The 20658-nt window shown below is 71.3% G+C and carries 19 protein-coding genes and 1 pseudogene; 7 read left to right on the top strand and 13 right to left on the bottom strand.

Annotation, left to right across the window (positions count from 1 at the left end; genetic code table 11):
- Positions 1–107: 107 nt before the first annotated feature.
- Positions 108–749 carry a TetR/AcrR family transcriptional regulator gene (locus tag AC4OXY_RS07135; protein ID WP_491993467.1) on the bottom strand — a complete coding sequence of 214 codons (642 nt, stop codon included), beginning with the start codon at positions 747–749 and terminating at the stop codon, positions 108–110.
- Positions 750–858: 109 nt separating this feature from the next.
- On the opposite strand from AC4OXY_RS07135, the gene AC4OXY_RS07130 reads away from it, so the two are divergent.
- A complete protein-coding gene (locus tag AC4OXY_RS07130) occupies positions 859–1914 on the top strand; it encodes an aldo/keto reductase (protein ID WP_356033075.1) in 1056 nt (351 codons plus the stop codon).
- A gap of 24 nt (positions 1915–1938) precedes the next feature.
- Here AC4OXY_RS07130 and AC4OXY_RS07125 read toward each other — a convergent pair whose 3' ends face one another.
- Positions 1939–2511 (bottom strand): hypothetical protein, encoded by a 573-nt coding sequence (locus AC4OXY_RS07125; protein ID WP_491993466.1) that lies wholly within the window; start codon positions 2509–2511, stop codon positions 1939–1941.
- Positions 2512–2558: 47 nt separating this feature from the next.
- On the opposite strand from AC4OXY_RS07125, the gene AC4OXY_RS07120 reads away from it, so the two are divergent.
- Positions 2559–2891: a hypothetical protein gene (locus AC4OXY_RS07120; protein ID WP_491993465.1), complete on the top strand. Its 333-nt coding sequence runs from the start codon at positions 2559–2561 to the stop codon at positions 2889–2891.
- Between the two features lie 59 nt (positions 2892–2950).
- Here AC4OXY_RS07120 and AC4OXY_RS07115 read toward each other — a convergent pair.
- A pseudogene (locus AC4OXY_RS07115) lies at positions 2951–3118 on the bottom strand (ADP-ribosylation/crystallin J1); the annotation flags it as partial.
- 138 nt (positions 3119–3256) lie between these two features.
- On the opposite strand from AC4OXY_RS07115, the gene pyrF reads away from it, so the two are divergent.
- Positions 3257–3952 (top strand): orotidine-5'-phosphate decarboxylase, encoded by a 696-nt coding sequence (gene pyrF / locus AC4OXY_RS07110; RefSeq protein WP_491993464.1) that lies wholly within the window; start codon positions 3257–3259, stop codon positions 3950–3952.
- Positions 3953–4057: 105 nt separating this feature from the next.
- Here the strand turns inward: pyrF and AC4OXY_RS07105 are convergent, their stop codons facing one another.
- The 4 genes from AC4OXY_RS07105 to AC4OXY_RS07090 all read right to left on the bottom strand — a co-directional run bounded on the left by AC4OXY_RS07105 (position 4058) and on the right by AC4OXY_RS07090 (position 8529).
- On the bottom strand, positions 4058–4774 hold the full coding sequence (locus tag AC4OXY_RS07105) for an NADPH-dependent F420 reductase (protein ID WP_356033067.1): 717 nt from the start codon (positions 4772–4774) through the stop codon (positions 4058–4060).
- 418 nt (positions 4775–5192) lie between these two features.
- Positions 5193–5765: a HutD/Ves family protein gene (locus AC4OXY_RS07100; protein ID WP_491993463.1), complete on the bottom strand. Its 573-nt coding sequence runs from the start codon at positions 5763–5765 to the stop codon at positions 5193–5195.
- Between the two features lie 245 nt (positions 5766–6010).
- Complete coding sequence (locus AC4OXY_RS07095; RefSeq protein ID WP_491993462.1) at positions 6011–7837, bottom strand: hydroxysqualene dehydroxylase; 1827 nt, start codon at positions 7835–7837, stop codon at positions 6011–6013.
- A 143-nt stretch (positions 7838–7980) separates the two neighbouring features.
- Positions 7981–8529 (bottom strand): hypothetical protein, encoded by a 549-nt coding sequence (locus AC4OXY_RS07090; protein ID WP_491993461.1) that lies wholly within the window; start codon positions 8527–8529, stop codon positions 7981–7983.
- Positions 8530–9149: 620 nt separating this feature from the next.
- Between AC4OXY_RS07090 and AC4OXY_RS07085 the strand changes: the two genes are divergently transcribed.
- Positions 9150–9809: an MSMEG_1061 family FMN-dependent PPOX-type flavoprotein gene (locus AC4OXY_RS07085; RefSeq protein WP_491993460.1), complete on the top strand. Its 660-nt coding sequence runs from the start codon at positions 9150–9152 to the stop codon at positions 9807–9809.
- A 121-nt stretch (positions 9810–9930) separates the two neighbouring features.
- Here AC4OXY_RS07085 and AC4OXY_RS07080 read toward each other — a convergent pair whose 3' ends face one another.
- The 5 genes from AC4OXY_RS07080 to budC form a co-directional block, all read right to left on the bottom strand.
- The gene (locus AC4OXY_RS07080; RefSeq protein ID WP_356033055.1) at positions 9931–10941 is read right to left on the bottom strand and encodes an STM4015 family protein; all 1011 of its coding nucleotides are present in this window, start codon (positions 10939–10941) and stop codon (positions 9931–9933) included.
- Positions 10942–11086: 145 nt separating this feature from the next.
- Positions 11087–11251 (bottom strand): hypothetical protein, encoded by a 165-nt coding sequence (locus tag AC4OXY_RS07075; protein WP_356033052.1) that lies wholly within the window; start codon positions 11249–11251, stop codon positions 11087–11089.
- 365 nt (positions 11252–11616) lie between these two features.
- A complete protein-coding gene (locus AC4OXY_RS07070) occupies positions 11617–12942 on the bottom strand; it encodes a lipase family protein (protein ID WP_491993459.1) in 1326 nt (441 codons plus the stop codon).
- Between the two features lie 150 nt (positions 12943–13092).
- Positions 13093–14121: an alpha/beta hydrolase gene (locus AC4OXY_RS07065; protein WP_491993458.1), complete on the bottom strand. Its 1029-nt coding sequence runs from the start codon at positions 14119–14121 to the stop codon at positions 13093–13095.
- Between the two features lie 20 nt (positions 14122–14141).
- The gene (gene budC / locus AC4OXY_RS07060) at positions 14142–14909 is read right to left on the bottom strand and encodes a meso-2,3-butanediol dehydrogenase (protein WP_491993457.1); all 768 of its coding nucleotides are present in this window, start codon (positions 14907–14909) and stop codon (positions 14142–14144) included.
- A 100-nt stretch (positions 14910–15009) separates the two neighbouring features.
- On the opposite strand from budC, the gene AC4OXY_RS07055 reads away from it, so the two are divergent.
- The 3 genes from AC4OXY_RS07055 (at position 15010) to AC4OXY_RS07045 (ending at position 17446) form a co-directional block, all read left to right on the top strand.
- Positions 15010–15576, top strand: coding sequence for a TetR/AcrR family transcriptional regulator (locus AC4OXY_RS07055; RefSeq protein ID WP_356033044.1), 567 nt, complete (start codon positions 15010–15012; stop codon positions 15574–15576).
- A 116-nt stretch (positions 15577–15692) separates the two neighbouring features.
- On the top strand, positions 15693–16655 hold the full coding sequence (locus AC4OXY_RS07050; RefSeq protein ID WP_491993456.1) for an ATP-binding cassette domain-containing protein: 963 nt from the start codon (positions 15693–15695) through the stop codon (positions 16653–16655).
- Positions 16652–17446, top strand: a complete 795-nt coding sequence (locus AC4OXY_RS07045; RefSeq protein WP_356031233.1) for an ABC transporter permease — start codon at positions 16652–16654, stop codon at positions 17444–17446. The genes AC4OXY_RS07050 and AC4OXY_RS07045 overlap by 4 nt, the downstream gene beginning before the upstream one ends.
- Here AC4OXY_RS07045 and AC4OXY_RS07040 read toward each other — a convergent pair.
- Entirely contained in the window at positions 17424–20558 is a 3135-nt protein-coding gene (locus AC4OXY_RS07040; RefSeq protein ID WP_491993455.1) for an ATP-binding protein, read from the bottom strand. The two genes, AC4OXY_RS07045 and AC4OXY_RS07040, sit on opposite strands and share 23 nt — an antisense overlap.
- Between the last annotated feature and the right edge of the window lie 100 nt (positions 20559–20658).

Below are 20658 nucleotides of genomic sequence, written 5' to 3'. Positions count from 1 at the left end.
CTCTTAAACGCCGCCGGCGTGCGCAATTGGGTGGCATCCCCAGGGGCCCGGGAGCTGGATACGACTCCCGGGCTCCGCCACGTTCATCGCCGCTGGAGGCGGGCCCGTCACGAGGCGCGGTGGCCGCGCACGTACACCCCGGCGCGCGCGGCGGCCTCGACCGCCGCGGCGGCCCGGTCGGCGGCGGCTTCGTCGAGCGGGCGGTCGGTGGTCAGCAGGCGGTAGTAGAGGGGCGCGGAGACGGCGCGGATCACCTCGTGGGGGTCGGTGCCCTCGGGTGCCTCACCCCGGTCGACGGCCTGCTGGACACAGGGAGCCCACTCGGCGACGCGGACGTCGTAGAAGCGGTGCAGGGCCTCGGCCGTTCTGGCCTCGCAGGTGGCGGCCGCGATGACGGCTTTGAACAGGGCTCCTTGGCGCGGGTCGGCCAAAGTGCGCTGCACGAGGCGGGCGTTGGCCGTGAGGTCGCCCAGCAGCGAGCCGGTCTCGGCGCGCGGCGACGACTGCTCGGCCATGTCGGTCAGCAGGTCGGCCACCAGGCCGGTGACGGTTCCCCAGCGGCGGTAGACGGTGGTCTTGCCCACGTCGGCACGCCGGGCGATCTCCGTGAGGTCCAGGTGGGCGAAGCCCTGCTCGGCCAGGGTGTCCCCGGCCGCCCGGAGCACCGCCGCCCGCACCCGCGCCGTACGTCCGCCGGGCCGGACCGTACCCGGCTCGGAGGACGTCGGATCGCCATCCATCGAATCCATAACGGGACCCCAGTTTCGTTAGTCGTCTTCGCGTGCTACGTTGGGGGCACATCCTAATGGAACTCGTGACCCATTAGTTGGACGGGTCGAGGAGAGTGGGGGAGCACCCATGGAATACAGGCGATTGGGCGCGTCCGGGCTGAAGGTCCCCGCGCTGAGCTTCGGCGCCGGCACCTTCGGCGGCAAGGGACCGGTGTTCGGCGCCTGGGGCACCACCGATGCCCGCGAGGCACGCCGGCTCGTGGACATCTGCCTGGATGCCGGGATCACGATGTTCGACACCGCCGACGTCTACTCCGGCGGCGCGTCCGAGGAAGTCCTGGGCGAGGCGATCAAGGGCCGCCGGGACCAGGTGCTCGTGTCCACCAAGACCAGCCTCCCGATGGGCGACGGGCCGGGCGACGCGGGCTCGTCCCGGTCGCGGCTGATCACCGCGTGCGAGGACGCGCTGCGCAGGCTCGGTACCGACCACATCGACCTGTTCCAGCTGCACGCCTTCGACGCCGGCACCCCGATCGAGGAGGTCCTGTCCACGCTCGACGACCTCGTCCGCGCGGGGAAGGTCCGCTACCTGGGAGTCTCCAACTTCTCCGGCTGGCAGACGATGAAGTCCCTCGCGGTCGCGGAGCGGTACGGCCGACCGCGCTACGTCGCGCAGCAGGTCTACTACTCCCTCGTCGGCCGCGACTACGAGTGGGAACTGATGCCCCTCGGACTCGACCAGGGCCTCGGAGCACTCGTGTGGAGCCCGCTCGGCTGGGGACGGCTGACCGGCAGGATCCGCCGCGGCCGACCGCTGCCCGCCGACAGCCGCCTGCACGACACCGCCGCCTACGGTCCGCCGGTCGACGACGAGCATCTCTACCGCGTGATCGACGCGCTCGACGAGATCGCGCAGGAGACCGGCAGGGCCGTCCCGCAGATCGCCATCAACTGGCTGCTGCGACGGCCGACCGTGTCCTCCGTCATCATCGGCGCCCGCAACGAGGAACAGCTCCGCCAGAACCTCGGCGCCGTCGGCTGGTCCCTGACGGCCGACCAGGTGGCACGACTCGACGCGGCGAGCGGCAAGCCGGCGCCGTATCCGTACTTCCCCTACGAACGCCAGGAGGGCTTCGCCAGGCTGAACCCGCCGCTGGACTTCACGCCTCCGGCCGACGCCTGACGCTCGGTGCTGCTGCCTGCGCGTTCAGATGTCTGCTGAGCGTGACACCAGCCAGCGCCCGTCGCGCATCAGCTCGCGTTCGCGGAGTTCGTTCGCCTCGCGCCATGCCTGGCCGGAGACCCCTTCGGCGCCGCAGCTGCCGCCCGGCGTCGCATCGACATCCTGGCTCCGGTACCGCGCACCCCGGCCCGTACGCACGAGTTGGCGGACGCCCTCGCGATGGCCGCCGGGAACGTCCTCGGCGTGGGGGAGCTCCGCCAGGCCCGCGGGTGGAGCAGGCAGCTCGCCGAGCATCCGCTGCTGGCCGAGGCCGGTCACCACGCCACGTCCTGGCTCCTGGTCACGGAGGCGCTCGCAGGCCAGGGCGACCAGGTGCTCACGGACAGCGCGACGTTCCTCGACGCGTGGGAACACAGCGGTCGGCAGCGGTCGTTCGTGCTCGGCCCCGCCGCCGCGTCGGTCGCCATGATCCACGGCCTGCGCGGCGACCACGACGCACGGGCGACCTGGCTCGCGATCGCGGACCGGGCGGGCCCCGTGCTGCACCACCGTCATGGCCACGGCGCGGTCTTCGACGCCCTGGTCCTGCTCCACCACGAGGACGCCGACGCGGCCCCGGAGCGGTTGGCACCGGAGCCGGAACAGTGTGGAAGTGGGTCTGCTGGGTCTGGCTGCACTGGTACGTCGCGCTCCGGGCGGAGGCGTCGGTACTCGCCGGGCACCCCGACGCCCGGGCCCGGGTCGACGCCGCCCGGAGCGTGGTCGCCGGCAACCCCGTCGCCACCGCCCAACTGGACCGGGCGCAGGCACTGCTGGACGACGACCTGACACGACAGCTCGCCGCCGCAAGGGCGTTCGACGCGGCGGGCTGCCGCTACCAATCGGCCCGCACCCTGCTGCTCGCCGGGAGCGGCCATGCCGCCGCCGGTACGGCGGCACTCGCCGACCTCGGCCTCGCACCCGTGGCCGTCGGATGACGCAGCTGCAGACACCCGGCACGTCGAGCGGCTCGGGCCGGGGCGCAGGCGGAGCCGACCCGGGCGATCTTGATGGCATAGTCCTCGTTGAGGACCGGGTAGAAGATCGGCTGCTCCGGCAGCCGGGCAGGCCAGGCACGCCAGCCCAGTTCGCACACCAGCGCCAGTTCCTTCGGGCCGGTGGGACGCCACAGGGTCGTCGTAGCTCGCTGGAAGGTCGCGGGTATCGCTCTTTGGATGTGACGGCCACCGGTGCGGCCGGCCGGGAACCCGACGGTGCCGGCAGACTCACCGCACCAGCCACACGGTTTCGGTGGCGTCGGTGGTGCGACAGGCTGGGGTGGGGGTGGCGGCACAATGACGCCGTGGATGCGACCCGCCAGATCATCGTCGCCTTGGATTGCGACAATCGCGCAACCGCCGACGCCGTCGTTGAGCGGCTGGGCGACGAATGCCGTTTCTACAAAGTCGGCCTGGAACTGCTCACCGCTGCCGGGCCGGACGTCATCAAGAGCCTTGTCGACCAGGGCAAGGAGGTCTTCCTGGACCTCAAGCTCTTCGAGATCCCGAACTCGGTTGCCGGCGCGGTTCGCGCCGCGGGGGCACTGGGCGTGTCCATGGTCACCGTGCACGGCATGGGCGGCAGCGGCATCGTGTCAGCCGCGGTCGAGGCCGCCCGAGACTTCCCTCAACTGCGCGTCCTCGCCCTGACCGTGGTCACGAGTATGACTGACACGGATCTTGTCGACATCGGCGTCAGAGACGGGGTGGACCAGCAGGTGCTCCGGCTGGCCCGTCTGGCGCAGAAGGCCGGCTGCCATGGCGTGATTGCCTCGCCGAGGGACGTCGCGGCCTTGCGCAGCACCCTGGGTCCCGATGCCCTGATCGTCACTCCGGGAGTCGCGCTGCCCGGCGAATCCCCGGCCGAGCACGCCCGCCCCGGGACACCGCATGCGGCGATTACCGCTGGGGCCTCGCATGTCGTCGTTGGCAGGACGGTCACCCGCGCTGTGGAACCGGCGGTCGCCTTCCGTCTCGTCCGGGCCAGTCTCACTCCGTGACGGCTGTGAGCGCACCGATCCGTCCTACCCGCAGGTCATCGAACGCGACCTCGGCTCGCTCTTCGACCTCGCCGACGTCAGCTGCGGCAACGCCACCATCGAGAACTACGCCTTCGCCAGGAGCGCTCGTACCTCGGCTGCCGAAGCCGGGCCTGCTTTGAGCGAGAGGAACCCGGCTGGGGCGGCGCCGGCCGCCAGGGAGCCGAACGACTCGCTGGGCAGCTCCGTGTACGGGGCGCCGTATGCGGGCGTGCCCGGCGCGAACAGCCTGCCCTGCGGGAGTGATCCCGCATCGACGGCGTCGTATCCGAGGGTGTCGAGCAGTGCGGTCGCGTGTCGCTTCGCCTCGGTGTTGTCTCCGGCGATGGGGAGCGCGGTGCGGTCCTCGGCCCCTGCCGGCCTGTTCAGGACGGCGAGGTGTGTGTGGTGGATGTTGTTGAACGCCTTGACGACATACGCCGATTCACCGAGGTACTGCTGGAGCAGCTCGCTGCTCGTGGTCGAGCCGTTGTCCAGGGCCTCGACCCTGCCGTCGCGCTGCGGAGAGTAGTTGCTGGTGTCGATGACCGTCTTGCTCGCCAGAGGCCGGCGCGGCAAGGAGCCGTACGCTGTGAACGGCACGCTCACGACCACCCAGTCGCCCGCCGCCGCGGCCTCCGCCGCGGTCGCCGCCCGAGCCCGGGGACCAAGTTCCGCGACCAGACCGGCCAGCGTCTCGGGGCCGCGCGAGTTGCTGAGCACGATGTCGAGTCCGCTGTGCACGGCCAGTCGCGCGAGTGTGGTGCCGACCCGTCCGCTGCCGATGAGTCCTAAAGTAGCCACGCCGAGCCAACCAGCAGGGATCCGCACGTATTCCGTCCGAGCCCTGCCGCCGGCGAACGCTCGAAGCGCATCCTTCGAGAGCCGAAGGGCAGCGGCTTCCAAGGTCATCGTGTGGCACGCCGACACGGAGTCTTCGGCTGGGGCCGGATGTCCGGCGACCAGCGGGCCGCGCTGTCGGCGGACCCGGACGAGGGGGGCGGGAGGCGGCGCGGTCGTGTGCGCGCTACGACGATCCGGCCTGGGCGGAGGATCGCGGGCCGCGCCGACCTCCGCCCCGCCGGGCGCCAGGCCCTGGTCGTCGACCCTCATCGGCGGGTGCACCCCGCTTCACCGAGCCGGATCGGGCTCGTCCGGACTGTGCGGTATCGACCGGGGCCAATGCGGGCAGCGGTGTTCGAGATGGCGAAGAGGCGCCGGGTCAGTCCGAGTCGCGTCCGGCGACAGTGACCAGTGCGAGAACCCCGTCGACGTCGATGTCGTCGGCGTCCCCCGGGGCGAACAGTGCGGCATCCAGGCGGTCGAGGCGTACGGGCTTGCGTCCGAGGGTGGCCGCACCTTGGAGTACCACTGCGAGCACGCACGTTCCGGCTGCCGGGCGCACCGCGACGCGGTCGCGCACGATCCGGACCCGCGCCGACGCATCGGCGCGCCGCACCATGACGTTGAAGTCGACGATCGGGCCGCCGAGCAGCTCGCAGCGCGTGTCGGAGTCACCGGCGAAGGCGAACGGCTCGTACGGGACGGCCACTACATGCCGGGCGCCGTCGACCGTCAGGGCCATACCGGGTCCGTCGACGACGGTGATGATCCTGTCCACGCCGTCGAAGACCGAGAACGGTCCGCTCTGCGCGACATCGGCAATGCTGACCCGCCAGACGAAATCGTCGGTCCGCGCTCCCTCCGGGCGGGCGGCGACCTCGGAGGTGACACCTCCGCCGTTCTTCCACGGCGCGGGAGTTCTGTCCTGCGCCCGCAGAACCTGCAGTGCCATGCGCTTTCCTTCCGGAGGGACGGCCGCGGAGCCCGTTCCTTCCGGCCCGGCGGCGGGCAAGACGAGAGGACCGCGCGGGTCGGGCTGCGAACCCGGACCGTCAGGCCCTCGACACCGCACTGTACGCGACGACCCCCGACGCCTCACAGGAGCTGGGACACAGGGGGGCGACCGGCGCGATCAGGTCGTCCGCCTCGCGGTGAAAGTCCTCCCGCCGCACGTGCCGGAGCAGTGGCCCTTCCGGATCACCCCAGGTCGAAGGTGTTGGGCAGACCCAGCCTGTAGCGCACCTCGTCGATCCGCTTGAGGGGCTCCATCTCCGGCGGTCGGTACAGCTCCCACACACGGCACCGCTCGGCGTCCGAACGGTCCGCGTCGAGCAGGGCGTTGACGGCTCGCCGTGCGGACTCGTTGGCCCCTTCCATGGTCGCGAGGTCGACATCGGTGCGGACGTAGTCGCCCGCGAGGAAGAAGTTCGGGATCGCCGTTCGCGCCGAGGGACGATGGTAGAGCGTGCCCGTCGGGTGGATGAGGAGCTGTTCGCGGTTGTGCGGGTCGGGGCCGCCCAGGCCCGTCACCGCCGGGTCCATGAACCAGCCGAGGCGGTCCTCGTCCCTGAGCGTGGTCTTGCCCGTGTCGTTCAGCCCGTCCTTCAGCTGCGCCCACAGTTCGGCCACGATCTCGTCCCGGGTGCACTCCTTGGCCGTCTTGCCGTACAGGATGCCGGGCTTGTCCCACTCCGAGATGATCGCGGAGAGGCAGTCGTGGGCCCGCCCGTCGCCGTAGTCGCGGGAGAAGTCCCGCACGTCCCAGAACTGCGCCTGGCCGACGGCTGTCACCGACCAGGGTGAGTCGAGGCAGTTGATGTGGCCGTGCACGACGGGAGTGGGCGTTCGCAGGTAGAACATCACGCCGGTCATCCAGTCCGTCTTCAGCGCGTCGCACCGACCGAGCTGCGGGTCGGCGGCGCGCAGAGGCCCGCCCCAGGTGGCGCGGGCGTGTTCGACGGGCATGGCGGAGACGTAGTGGTCGGCGGTGACCGTGCGCTCGTGGCCGCCGGCACGGGCCGCGACGCGGACGCCGGTCACCCGCCCGCCCTGGTACCCGACCTCCAGCACTTGCGTTCCGGTCACGAAGCCGACGCCGAGCGACCGCAGATGCGCCTCCCAGGGGTCGATCCAGGCCTCGCTGGTGGGAGCGTTCAGGACGCGGTCGATGTCGGCGTCACCGTCCATCCCGCGACCGAGCAGGCCCCACAGGATCAGGGCCTCGATGATGACGCGGCCGACGGTCCTGGTCGACGCCACCTCGGCGCGGGTGGCGACGAGGTTGCGGGTCTGCCCGATGCCGAGGAGAGTCTGGTACTCCCGGCTCATCTCTCCCGCGCGGATGAAGTCCCACCAGGCGACCTTCTCCCACTGGTCCTCGCGGCGCGCGTCGCAACTGGTGAGGTGGACGAGGAGACGGTCGGCGAAGTAGGCGACCTCGTGGGCGGGCAGGCGGGTGCCCACGTCCAGGACGGACAGGATCTGGTCGCGGATCCAGGACGCGGTGATGTCGCCGGGCGCCGGCGGGGTCGTGATCCGGCGCAGCGGGAAGTGCAGGTCGGGGCGGCCCGATCCGCGGGCGAACAACTCCTCGGTGGCGTTGCGGAGGTTGCCGTGGACTCCGGCGGCGTTGCCGGGGAAGGGGATGCGGCGCATCGTGTCCGGCAGGTTCCGGTAGAAGCCGGGGAAGAAGCGGAAGCCGTGTTCGCCGGGCAGCGGCTTGCGGCCGCCGGCGGCCGTGCCGGGGACGTCCATCGAGCGGGCCTTGCCGCCGAGGATGTCGTGGTACTCGTAGACGGTGACGGCGTATCCGCGTTCGGCGAGTTCGTGGGCGGCGCTGAGCCCGGAGACGCCGCCGCCGAGGACGGCGACGCTTCGGCGGGAGGGCGTGGCCGCGGCTGCTCGCGCTGCGGGTCGTAACGCGGTCGCACCGACAGCGCCCACCGCGCCGCCGGCGACCGTGAGGAAGCGTCTGCGGGAATGTCCGGCGGTCGGCTGGGGCTGCTGCGCGTGGTCGGTTGCCATGATTCCGGGAGGGTAGAGAGGCTTCCGGGAGCCCGGAAGCCCGTTTCCCGTCCTCCACAGCATCCTCACCATCACGGGGCAGCAGAAATGCCGGGTGTGTTCGTGGCCGTCGAGTGGACAACTCCTCTTCCTCGACCGAGGATTCAGCCGTCGGCGGCTTCGTCCTCGGGGCCGGCCGCGTCCCCGATGGCGACGCGCAGGTCGTGCATGCCTTGCAGGATGTCGATGAGGGCTTCTTCCGCCCCGCTCAGAGCGCGCCGGGTTCCCTCTGTGTCGCCGCGTTCCGCGTGCAGCTGGGCGCCGAGCGTGTACACCGCTGTCATTACGGCGGCGAAGGCGGCTTCCCGGCCGGGAGGCAGCTCCTCCGCCTCGGGCTGCGAGATCTGCACCGCGGTGCGCTGCAGCCGGTTCGTCACGACGTTGACCTCCAGACCGGGATCCGCTCCCAATTGGTCTCCCCAGCCGAGCAACGTCTCAAGGACGTCCTCGATCTCCTCTTCCTCGGTCAGCCGGGTCGCGGCGGTGATCTCAAGCTCCGTCTTCGCCAGAAGACTGCCAAGCAGCCGCAGGCGGTCATCTTCCTGTGGCCCCTCGGGCCGCTTCTCGGTATCTGCCGGCGGCTCAGCCCTCAGCGCAGCCAGCGCTGCATGGATCTGTTCGGTACTTGCCGGGCGCCCGTTCCTGATGCTCACGCATTCAGCTTCACCCAGCGAAGGCGCTTCCGCCTGCCCAGACACCGTCGAGCACAGAAGACTTCCACCACCCAGACCAGTGCCGGACCGACGTTCGCGGGCGTTGACGGACAGCAGTGCAGTGCAGTGCAGTGCGGCGCGGAGAAGGAGCGTCGGGGGCGATGTTGCGGGTGACGCGGGTGAACAGGGACGCGGTATGCACTCCGTGTCGACCTCGGCCTTCGCCCCGCGGTGCCGGTGGAACTGCTCGGCGATGCCCTCGGCGCGTACGGCGGTCCGGTCGTCCATCCGACCTGGGTGCTGGGTCCCGGACGGCGATGCCACGGTCCGCCGGCAGTGGGCGGATGCGGATCTCCCAGATCGCCCGGCCGATCATGGAGGGGCCCACCTTGTGGAGCGCGCCCGACGCCCGTGGGCGAGCCCAGTCCGCAGATGGACCTGTGTCACCAGGAGCCGGTCGGTGAAGACCAGTTCGTACAGAGGCCCGGCTCGCCCCAGCCCGGCCCCGCCTCCCGCCGGCGGTCGCCTTCGCGTCGCTCATGGCGCCCGGACGCACAGCCTGCCCGCCGACGCGGGGCGACGTCTGCGACCAACTCGCCCGGCCCATTAGGGTCGGGGGCATGACGACACACCTTGCCAGCAGTGCCTTCGACTCGCTCCGTCTCGACGCCGTGTCCGACCAGTCGGCGCTGCGCCAGGTCTACGAACTCCCCAGCGACGCGGCCGTGCGCAAGCAGATGACCCAACTCACAGACGAGACCCGGCGGTTGATCGGATGCTCATCGCTGGTCCTGGTCGCCAGCGCGGACGCCGAGGGCAACTGTGACGTCTCCCCGCGCGGCGGCCCCGCCGGGTTCGTCGCCGTCCTGGACGCACGGACGCTGGCGATACCGGACGCGACCGGCAACAAGCGTCTGGACACCCTGCAGAACGTCGTCGCCACCGGCCGGGCCGGGTTGTTGTTCGTCATCCCGGGGCGCACCACGACGCTCAGGGTGAACGGCCGGGCCTGCGTGTCCACGCGCCCGGATCTGCTGTCGCAGCTGACCGCCGTGGGCAAGCCGCCGGCCAGTGCGCTGGTGCTGGGGATCGAGGAGGTCTACCCGCACTGTCCCAAGTCGCTCCTGCGCAGCGGGGCCTGGAAGCCGGAGCAATGGTTGCCGGCGGACGCCCAGCCGACCTCGGCCGAGGTGACGCTGGCCCAGCTGCGGATGCCGGAGCTGACGATCGCTGACATCGAGCAGGCGGAGGCGGATTCGCTGAAGTACCGGTACGAGTAACGGCCGACCAGCGAGTGCCGAGCCACCATCCCGCCGAACCCTCAGACCAGCCCGCCCCAAGACCAATCGTGGTGCATCCCCTCAGGGCATGAGTGGCGAACTGCCGGCTTCGAACGCCCTCTCAGTAGCTGACTGGTCCGACGCAGATGTCAGGCTCGCAGAGGTCGTAACGTGTGTCGGGCAGACGAAGGCCGTTGATGTCCAGGACGCAGTCCTGGTCGAGGTCCACCTCGACGCCCGCGGGTGCGAGCGCTTGGCGTATGCGCTGTTGGAGGGGCTCGCTGAGGAAGTGATGGTGCAGGTCCAGCTTCCTGAGGTGGGTCAGCGGCCGGCCGTCGAGGAGTGCGGCCGCGCCGTCGTCGCTCAGGACGCCCATGGACAGGTCGAGCACCTCAAGCTGTCCGACCACCGGGGCGGATGCCACGGCGGCGGCGACCTCGTCCTGGATCTCGCTGTTGCGCAGGGCCAGGTGCCGTAGCCGGGGCAACCGGGCGCCGGACAGAATCGGCTCCAGGTCGGCCGCCGTACAGTCCGCGCCGTCGTCCGAGCTGCCCAGCCACAGTTCGAGGTGCTCCAGCGCGGGCAGTTCGCTCGCCCCGACACCGCGCACGACGTCGGCCGGCAGGCCGCTGCTCTCCACGACCAGCCTGCGCAGCGACTCGTGGCGCAGGGCGGGGAACTTCAGCCTCAAGGTTTCGCCCATGCCGGTGCCCTCTCCCGCGCGCACGCCGAACTCCTCCAGCGCGGGGAAGGCTGCCAGCAGCGGTGTGACGTCGGTCTGGCTGATCCGGGAGAGCTTGCACTCCTTGTCGGTGATGTCCCCGAGGAACAACGACCGCAGCGCGGGCAGCCGGTCGCGCACGGCCAGCAGCGCTTCGATGACCTCGGAGGGATCGGTGTCCTCCACGTCGTCCCAGATGCCGATGATCAGAGCACGGACCCGTGCGAGGTCGACTTCGGCGCAGAAGCGGGCGAATTCGTCCCCCCACGGCTCGCTGGTTGTCCACCGCTCGTGGCCGATCCGCCAGGCCACGGTGCCGGGCTCAGGCAGCCTTGCCGTCTCGCCGGGCAGGGGAAAGGTGAAAGCGGGGAGCCCATAGAGCTCCTCAAGGTGGTCGTCCTGGGTCTTCATGGGGGCTGCTCCTCGCGTGCGATGTGTCAATGTGGCGATGTGTCAAGGGGCGTAATCCGAGGCCGGGCGCGCGATCCGGTCCACGTCCACGTTCATGTCTGTGTCGGCGAAGAACTCCGGCCGGCTCAAGCCTCGTCGGCTTGGTTCAGTCCATGATCCCGTGCTCCAGCAGCCGGACGGTGACCGACGGGGAGGTGAGGGAGCCAGTTCCCAACAACCAGCCGCGCTGCTTGCGGACATTGGTGAGGCCCTCCTGGACGACCCGCTCCACGGACCTGGCCAACCGCGGGGGCCAGGCGGCGCTGTCCATGCCGTCCTCGGTGTTCGGCCGGGCGCGTTGCCCCGGGTGGAGAAGCGGTGGACGAGGTTCTCGATCGCTGCCCGGCACGGGCCTGGACGGCGACGGCGGTGACGTGGTGGGGCACGTGGTCGTGCGGGTCCCGGGCGAGGTCGAGCCGTTCGGACTGGCGCACCCACTCCGCGGCCGCCCTGCGTCTGCCGTCCTCGACGCGCGGACAGTCGCCCAACAGCGCGCAGGCCACAGGCCGCAGGCAGCAGAGGGAGCAGCCCGTCGAGCACGGGCAGATGCGACAGGGAAGGCGCCCGGCCCCGTCGGCGACGGCAAGGGCCAAACACCCCGATAAGACTGTCGGTGTCCGCCGACCTCCTCGCCGGTCAGGGCTGGGCGGGCAGGGTCGAGCAGGTGGAGGGGGCCGGCTTGCCGGAGAATCGGTCGGTCAGCCAGCCGATGGCGTCGCCCTGGTCGGTGAGAAGCGGGGCGAAGTGGTTGAGCAGGGCGCTGCCGACGTCGGGGAGTACGACGGGCTTGTACGTGATGTCGGCGCCCTTGCGGCACCAGTCGACGGCGAGTTGACGTGCCTGGGCGTGCGGGACGAGGTTGTCGCTGACGCCTGTCGCGATGCGGACGGGCCCGGACGGGTTCAGTGTGCCGATGCGCTGGTGGTCCAGGAACCGCTGAAGCGCGGGAGTGGCGGCGATGATGTCGCTGATGGACCGTCCGTCGGTCGTCCACGCGGTGCTCTTCGCGTACCCGTAGCCCAAGACGGCGTCCCCGACGCACATGGTCGACAGATCGGCGAGGGCGGCCTTGCCGGCGGTGTTGAGGTGTGCTTCGGCGATGGGCCTGAGCTGGGGATCGGACTGGAGGAAGCCGTTCAGGGACCAGCCCAGCGCACCGGCCAGCTCGCTGCCGTCGATGGCTTTGGTGACCGCGGTCAGATCCGCGGGCGGCGCGCCCGCGTAGGTGCCGGAGAGTGTGACGTCGGGGGCGTAGGAGGCCTGGAGTTCGGCGGCGGAGGCGGTGGCGCCGCCGCCCTGGCTGTAGCCGAACAGCCCCACCCGGGAGTCATGGGTGACGGTGGCCCCGGGCACCGAGCGGGCCGCGCGGACGGCGTCGAGTACCGCGTGCCCCTCGTCGACGCGGTTGACGTAGGTGTGCAGCCGGTCGGTCGCACCGAGACCGACGTAGTCCGTGACGACCACGGCGACGCCCTTCGCGAGGAGGCGGTAGATCGCCAGATCCTCGTAACCGACCGATGTCGTACGGCCGTTGAACGTCAGCGGGTGCTCCAGCCCCAGGGACGCGGCGCACTGGTCGCCCTGGCCCATGGTGCCGGGTGCCAGCGCGACCAGGGGCCGTGGTCCGCCGCCCTTCCAGGCGGCGGACGGTTCGATGTAGGCGCCGGTGACCGCCACCGGTTGCCCGCCCGAGTCGGTCGACCTGTACATCAGGCGGGTCGCGCGTCCGGGGAGCGGTCCGTCGAGGCCCGGCAGGCCGAGGGCGAGCGGGAGAGGCGCGGAGCGGACGAGGCTGCCGTTGGCCGCGGGCAATGCGGCGGGCGGGTTGTAGAAGGCGGGGATGGTGACGCCTCGGGAGACGACCTCGTCCGCCGCCGAGGCAGTGGTGTGCGAGAGGGCCTGGGCGCCGAGGCAGGCGGCAGCGGTGACCGCTGCCGCCAGGAGCCGTTTGCGTGGGGGCATGGCGAACCTCCTGTGATGCGGCCGGTAGAGAGGTGCACAGGTGAGCACGGCAGGTGAGCAGGGCCGTCCCACGGGCCGGCTCACGCCACTGGGGAGTGGTTCGCCAGAACCTTACGCACGAGTAAGTTACTCGTGGTAGCACTGCGTGGATTACGGTTCGGCAATGTGACTCGTCGTCTCATCGCGGGCGGTGGCGTCGCGAAGAGGCGTCCGCTGTCCGTGGAGGTGGCGGCGCAGGTAGTCGTGCCAGGTCTGTTCGAAGGTCCTGGTGAGGGCCGACTGCGGCGCGAACACGTCCCACGCGTGGCAGGCGTGGGCGTAGACATGCAGGTCGACCGGGACACCGGCGGCGATCAACCGCTGCGCGAAGTCGATGTTCTCGTCGCGGAAGACGTCGAACTGGGCGACGGCGATGAAGGTGTCCGGCAGGCCGGCCACGTCGGTGGCGCGGCCGGGCGCGGAGTACGGGTGCACGTCCGGGGCTCCCATCCGGTCACCCAGCACGGCGGCCCAGGCGTACAGGCTCTCCCTGCGATCACAGATGCCGAGGTCGACGATCTCGTGGCTGGACCGGGTCTCGTGGCGGTCGTCGAGCATCGGGTAGTTCAGCGACAGCAGCCGCGGACGGCGGTCACCGCGGTCGCGGACCATGAGCGCGGTGGCCGTGGCGGGCGCCCCGCCGCCGCTCGCGCCGGCGAGTCCGATCCGGTCCGGGTCGATTCCGTTCTCGGCGGCGTGCTCGGTGAGGTACGTGTACGCCAGGTAGCCGTCCTCGGCGGCGCCCGGCGCCGGGGTCTCCGGCGCCAGCCGGTAGTCGACCACGGCCAGCACGACGTCGAGCCGCAGGGCCATGGTCGCGCTGTACGCCCAGGCCGCGCGGTCGTGGGCGCTGCCGAGCACCTGCCCGCCGGCGTGGAAGTAGACCAGGGCCGGCCGGGGCTGGTCGGCGCCGCCGGGGTGGAACATCACCACGTCGAGCAGGCTCCCGTCCTCGCGCCGGATGCCGAGCGTCTCGATCTTGACACGCGGATCCGGAGCGGGCGCGGGGAACTGTGCGCCGGCCGCCCGCATCCGTTCGCGGAAAGCGGGGATGTCGGAAAAGTCGACCAGCGAGCCGTTCGGGCCCTTGGGCAGGGCGGCCAGTGCGGCTGCGAGCTCGGGGTCGATGTCGTAGTCCATCGTCTCTTTCCCTTCCCGAATCAGAACAAGGGGGGCTGGCCGCTGCCGGCGGTGATGCCGCCGTCGACGGGCAGGATGGTTCCGGTGATGAAGCGGGCGTCGTCGGAGGCGAGGAACGTGACCGCGCCGGCGATGTCGGCCGGGGTGCTGCAACCGGTCAGCGCCCGGCGCTGGTTGAACCGTTCGATCAGTCCTGCCGCCATGGGGTGATCGGCGTGTTCCGCACCGACCGTCAAGGCCGGGGCGACCGTGTTGACGCGGACGCCGAACTGACCGAGGTCGAAGGCGAGCCCGCGGGTCAAGTTCACGACCGCGCCCTTGGCGGCGTTGTAGGCGGTGAGCATCCGGTCGCCGCCCAGCCCGGACGTCGAGGCGATCTGCACGATGCTGCCACGGCTCCGCTTCAGGTACGGCAACGCCGCCTGCGCCCCGAAGAAGCAGCTGTCCACATCGGTACTCATGACCAGCCGCCAGTCGGCGAGCGTGGTCTCCTCGAACTCCTTGCCGAGCCCTACCCCGGCGTTGGACACCAGCACGTCGACGCCGCCGAACCGGGCCACGCCGGCGTCGACCATCGCCCGTACCTCCTGCTGTCTGGTGACGTCGGTGGCCACCGCCAGCGTCCGGTCCGACCCGAGTTCGGTCGCGAGCGCCTCCAACCGGTCCTTCCGGCGCGCCGCGAGCACGACGTTCGCACCCTCCGCGGCGAATCGCCGGGCAATGCCCACCCCGATCCCGGAACTCGCACCGGTGACGATCACCGTCTTGCCGTCGAAGCGTCGTTCCATGTGAGCGACCTCCAAGCATGCGTCAGTGACTGACTCAAAAACTGTCAGTGGCTGACGCTACGCCGAGTCAGTCACTGACGCAACGTGCTACGGTTGGCGCATGCCGAGAAGTGGGGAAGCGGTGCGTCAGCGGCTCCTGACGGCTGCTCTTGAGCTGTTCACCGAGCGCGGCTTCGACCAGACGCCGGTCGAGGCCATCGCCGCACGCGCCGGTGTCACCGAACGCACCTTCTTCCGCCACTTCGCCGACAAGCGCGAGATGTTCTTCGACCGCGAGGGCGAGTTCCGCGACCTGCTCGTCCAGGCCGTCGCCGACGTCCCGCCCGGTACGAAACCGCTGCCGACCCTGCGCGCCGCCTTCCACGAGTCGGTGCCCCTCCTCGAACGCAACCGCCCGGTCACCGAGCCCGGTGCCCGCCTCGTAGCCCAAACCCCGGCCCTCCAGGAACGCGCCCTGGCCAAGCGGGCCCTGTTGATCACCGCGCTGACCGACGCCCTGCGGGCCCGCGGCGTCGACGCCCGGATCGCGCCGCTGTGCGCCCAGGTCGGCATGGACACCTTCGCCATCGCCACCCACCGCTGGATGCAGGACCCCTCGGTCCCCCTCCACGACCAAATCGACCAGGCCTTCCGCGAATTGCGCCTCGCCGCCGCTGCCCTCAAGTAGCCACGACCCGCCTGTGCGTGGTGCATGGTCTCCCTCCCTCGGCTGAAACCGCGCTGAAGCCGCGCTGAAGCCGCGCTGAAACCGCGCTGAACCGCCTCGGCCGCACGCTCTGCGGCATGACGAAGGACCACGAACTCGCGATCGCGGCGCACGGGCTGCGCAAGTCCTACGGGGACAAGACCGTCCTCGACGGCATCGACCTCCGGGTGCCCGCCGGCACGATCTTCTCTCTCCTCGGGCCCAACGGCGCCGGCAAGACCACCGCCGTCAAGATCCTGTCCACCCTGGTCTCCGCCGACGGCGGCGAGGCGCGGATCGCCGGCCACGACCTCACCGCCGAGGCCCAGGCGGTGCGGGCCGCCATCGGGGTCACCGGCCAGTTCTCCGCCGTGGACGGCCTGATCACCGGCGAGGAGAACATGCGCCTGATGGCCGACCTGCACCACCTCGCCCCGCGCGAGGGACGGCGGGTCACGGCCGAACTGCTGGCGCGCTTCGACCTCACCGACGCCGCGAAGAAGCCCGCCGCCACCTACTCCGGCGGCATGAAGCGCCGCCTCGACATCGCCATGACCCTGGTCGGCGACCCCCGGATCATCTTCCTGGACGAGCCGACCACCGGCCTCGACCCCCGCTCCCGGCACACCATGTGGCAGATCATCCGCGAACTGGTCTCCGGCGGCACCACCGTCTTCCTCACCACCCAGTACCTGGAGGAGGCCGACCAACTCGCCGACCGCATCGCGGTGCTGAACGGCGGCAAGCTCGTCGCCGAGGGCACCGCCGAGGAACTCAAGCGCCTCGTCCCCGGCGGGCACGTACGGCTCCGCTTCACCGACCCGGTCGTCTACGAACAGGCGGCCACCGCACTGCGCGAGACCACCCGGGACGACGCGGCCCTCTCCGTCCAGATTCCCAGCGACGGAACCCAGCGCGAGCTGCGCGCCATCCTCGACTGGCTCGACAGCGCCGGCATCGAGGCCGACGAACTGTCCGTGCACACCCCGGACCTGGACGACGTGTTCTTCGCACTCACCGGAAACCCCCTCTCTTCCGCTACCAAGGAGATCGTTCGATGAGCGCCGCCGGCTACGCGTTCCGCGACAACCTGACCATGCTGCGCCGCAGCCTCCTGCACGCCCGCCGCTATCCCTCGCTCACCCTGAACGTCCTGCTGACCCCGGTCATGCTCCTGCTGCTGTTCGTCTACGTCTTCGGCAACGCGATGAGCGCCGGCATCACCGGAGGTCACGCGGACCGTGCCGAGTACGTCGCCTACCTCGTCCCCGGCGTTCTCCTCATGACCGTGGGCATGATCTCGCTCGGCACCGCGGTGTCCGTGGCCACCGACATGACCGAGGGCATCATGGCCCGGTTCCGCACCATGGCGATCTCCCGCCCCTCGGTGCTGGTCGGCCATGTGATCGGCAGCGTGATCCAGACGCTGCTGGCTCTGGTGCTGATCCTGGGTATCGCACTGGCCATCGGCTTCCGGCCCCACGCGACGCCGCTGGACTGGCTCGCGGCGGCCGGGCTGATGGCCCTGGTCAGCCTCGCGCTGACCTGGATCGCGGTCGGCATCGGCCTGGTGAGCCCCAACGCCGAAGGGGCCAGCAACCTCGGTATGCCGCTGACGCTGCTGCCGCTGCTGTCCAGCGCGTTCGTACCGGTGGGCACCATGCCGGAGGGCTTCCGCTGGTTCGCCGAGTACCAGCCGTTCTCGCCCGCCATCGAGACCCTGCGCGCGCTGCTGCTGGGCACCCACGTCGGCACCAGGAACGCGGTGCTCGCCGTCGCCTGGTCCCTGGGGCTGAGCCTGCTGGGCTACCTGTGGTCCAAGGCGCGGTTCAACCGTGAGCCGCGCCAGTGAGCTCGCGCAGCGCCGCGGCCCGCAACTCCTCCCGCCCCAGGGCGGCGTACACCGACCTCGCCTCGGTGTACGCCGCCCTGGCGGCGTTCTCGGCCGCCTGCCGGGACCGCGCCGAGGACAGGGTGGGGTAGTCGCGCATCACCGGCATCCGCTCCGCCAGTGCCACCAACCGTGCCGCCGCCGTGTCACCACGGGCCAGTCCGGCGTGACCGAGCGCCAGCAGAACCGTGCCGCACACCGTCAGTTCCACCATGTCCACGCTGCCGGGAGCGTCGGACAACAGCGCGAGCAGCCGTTCCCGCAGGCGGACGAACAGGTGGGCCACCGGCTCCAGCCGGGCGTGCTGCGCGTGCGCGGCGAGCGCGGCCGCCTGTATCTGGAGGCACCACTGATCCATGAAGGGATCACCGGGATGCAGCAGGCTGTATTCCCGCAATCCCTCCACCGCCTTGCGCCACAGGCCGAGTCCGACCTCGCTCAGTCCCCGGGCCAGTGCGACCTCGGCCCTGGCCGCCTGCAGTTCGGCGGTGAAGGACTGGGGGGACTCCAGCCGGCGGTCCCGGACGGCGAGGCCCAGCCAGTACTCCGCCTCGTCGACCTCCCCACGCTGCAGACAGGCGGACACCAGCCCGTGGCGGACGCCGATCGAGTCGGACCAGTCACCGACCGCGCCGAGCGCGTCCGCGGCCCGCAGATGGTCGTACGCCTCCGCGCCGCGCTCGGTCTTGAGACACAGCTCGCTGATCCGCCCATGGCTGAGCAACAGCATGAACGGATTGCCGAACGGCCCCAGCGCCACGAGCATGCGGCGCGCGCACTCAAGCGCACGCTCCGTCTCGTGCTCGGACTCCCACACATAGCTGGCGACGCCCGACGCGATGCCCGCCAGCATCGGCTCGTCGGCGTCGCACAGCTCCTGCAGCCGGGAGTACCGCGGCGGGTGCAGGTCCGGAACGGCGCACAGCACGACGGCCAGTGCCCGCAGCACGCTGTCCGGCGGACCGGGTGGCAGCCGGCGCAGGACGGCCAACTGCCGTGCGGCGTGCGGGCCGTAGCCCATGAAGAGCCCGGCCGTACACACCACCGCCGCGCTCCGGACAACCTCCACGTCCTCGGGATGCTCCGGCCCCGGACGGAAGCGGGACAGCGGCCCGCCCGTCTCGGCGGCGAGGGTGATGAACCGGGAGTAGTTGTTGCCGATGGACCACAAGGAGGCCAGCACGGCGGTGACGGCGGCGACGGCCGATCCGTCGGAACGGGCCAGGGCGTGCCGCAGCGCCAGCACGAGGTTGTCCTGCTCCGCACGGAAGCGGTCTACGCAGGACATCGCGTCGGCTCCGTACATCGCGTCGTGGTGCGCCCGGCCGAAGTCCCGGGCCCAGGAAAGGAATCGCCCGGTCACGGCCTCGTCCTCGCCCGCCTCCGCCCGCCGGGCGGCGCTGAACTCCCGCAGCGTCTCCAGCATGTGGAAGCGCACCCCGGAAGGGCTGTCACCCACCTTGATCAGGGACTGCCCGGCCAGCTGCTCCAGCGCGCCCCCGGCCTCCCCGAGGACATACTCCGCCGCGTCCACGGTGAAGCCTCCGGGGAAGACCGACAGCGCGCGCAGCGCCGTCCGGCCGTCGTTCTCCAGCAGGTTCCAGCTCCACTCGACCACGGCTTGCAGCGTGCGATGCCGCTCGGGCGCGTCCCGGGCGCCGCCGCGCAGCAGTGCGAAACGGTCCCGCAGCCGGCGGGAGATGTCGGCAACGGAGAGCACTCTCACCCGGGCCGCGGCGAGTTCCACGGCCAGCGGCAGCCCGTCCAGATGGCGGCAGATCTCGGCCACCTTGTCGGCGGGCAGCTCCACACCGGGCCGGGCCGCTCGCGCGCGCTGCTCGAAGAGCTCGAAGGACGTGGTCAGGGACAGCTCCGGCAGCGTGTACACGGACTCCGAGGACAGCCCCAGCGGCGCCCGGCTGGTCGCCAGCACCCGCAGCTCCTGCGAGCGTGACACCAGTGCCTGTACGAGACCGGCCGCGCCGGCGAGCACATGCTCGCAGTTGTCCAGCACCAGCAGGGCGGGGCGGGGGCCCAGCGCGGCGACGATGCCGCCCACCTCGTCCCCGCCGGTGAACTGCCGGCCCTCACCGGCGCCGACCGCCGAGGCCACCTCGCCGACCACGTCCTCGTCGGCGGTGACCCCGGCCAGGGCGACGAAGTGCACCAACGGCTGCTCGGCCGCCCGGCTCACCGCGTGGGAGAGCCGCGTCTTGCCCAGCCCGCCGGGGCCCGTGACGGTGACCACCCGGGCGTCGCGCAGCAGCCTGGCGACGGCGGCGACGTCGGCGTCCCGCCCCAGCAGCAGGTTCGGCTCGTGCGGCACACCGTGGCGCACGGGTGGTGCGTCCGCGTGCAGCAACTCCTGGTACACGGACCTGAGTCGGGGCCCGGGATCCGTGCCCAGCTCGTCGCGCAGCCCGCGTCGATAGGTGTCGTACCGGGTGAGCGCCGCGGCCCGGCCCGCCGTGGCCGCCTCGCAGCGCAGCAGCTCCGCCAACAGCTCCTCGTCGCGGGGCAGTTCGCCGACCAGTTCGGCCAGCGGTGCCGCGGCCTCCTCCGTGCGCCCCAGCCGGGCCAGCGCGAGCGCCCGGGACCGCACCAGTGCACGGAAGGCCCGGACCCGGTCGGCACGCAGCGCCGTCACGGGGTCGTGCCCTTCCTCGCCGTCCGCGGCGCTCGGACCGCCGTCCCACAGCGCCAGGCCTGCCTCGGCCCGCGTCAGGGCGCCCTCGTGATCTCCCGCCCGCGCCCGCTCGGCGCTCGCGCCCTCGTGCGCCAGCAGCGCCGAGCTGTCGACCTGTGCCTCGTCCAGCGCGAGCCGGTACCCCGTCGGCGTACTCACGATCAGTCCGGCACCCAGCTGTGCCCGAAGCCGCGACACCAGCACCTGCACCGCCTTGCCCGGCCGCCCCGGCAGTTCGTCCGGCCACAGCCCCTCCACCAGCCGGCCCGTGCTGCACCCGGTGCGCAGATCCCCGGCGAGCAACGCCAGCAGTCCGCGCAGCCGAGGCGCCGTGATCTCCTGTCCGCGACAGGCGACTCGGGGCAGCAGGGTCAACTCGATGGTCACGTGTGAAGGTTAGCCAGCAGGGCGCGGAGACGCACCTGGCGGGGCCGGGCCGGAGCCGGTGCGGGTCCGGTGCTCATCCCACGGACGTAAGTCTGCGGAG

The organism is Streptomyces sp. HUAS MG56, from assembly GCF_058673395.1.
The sequence above is the reverse complement of the archived record's forward strand: the minus strand, read 5'-3'. Positions and strand labels throughout refer to the sequence as shown.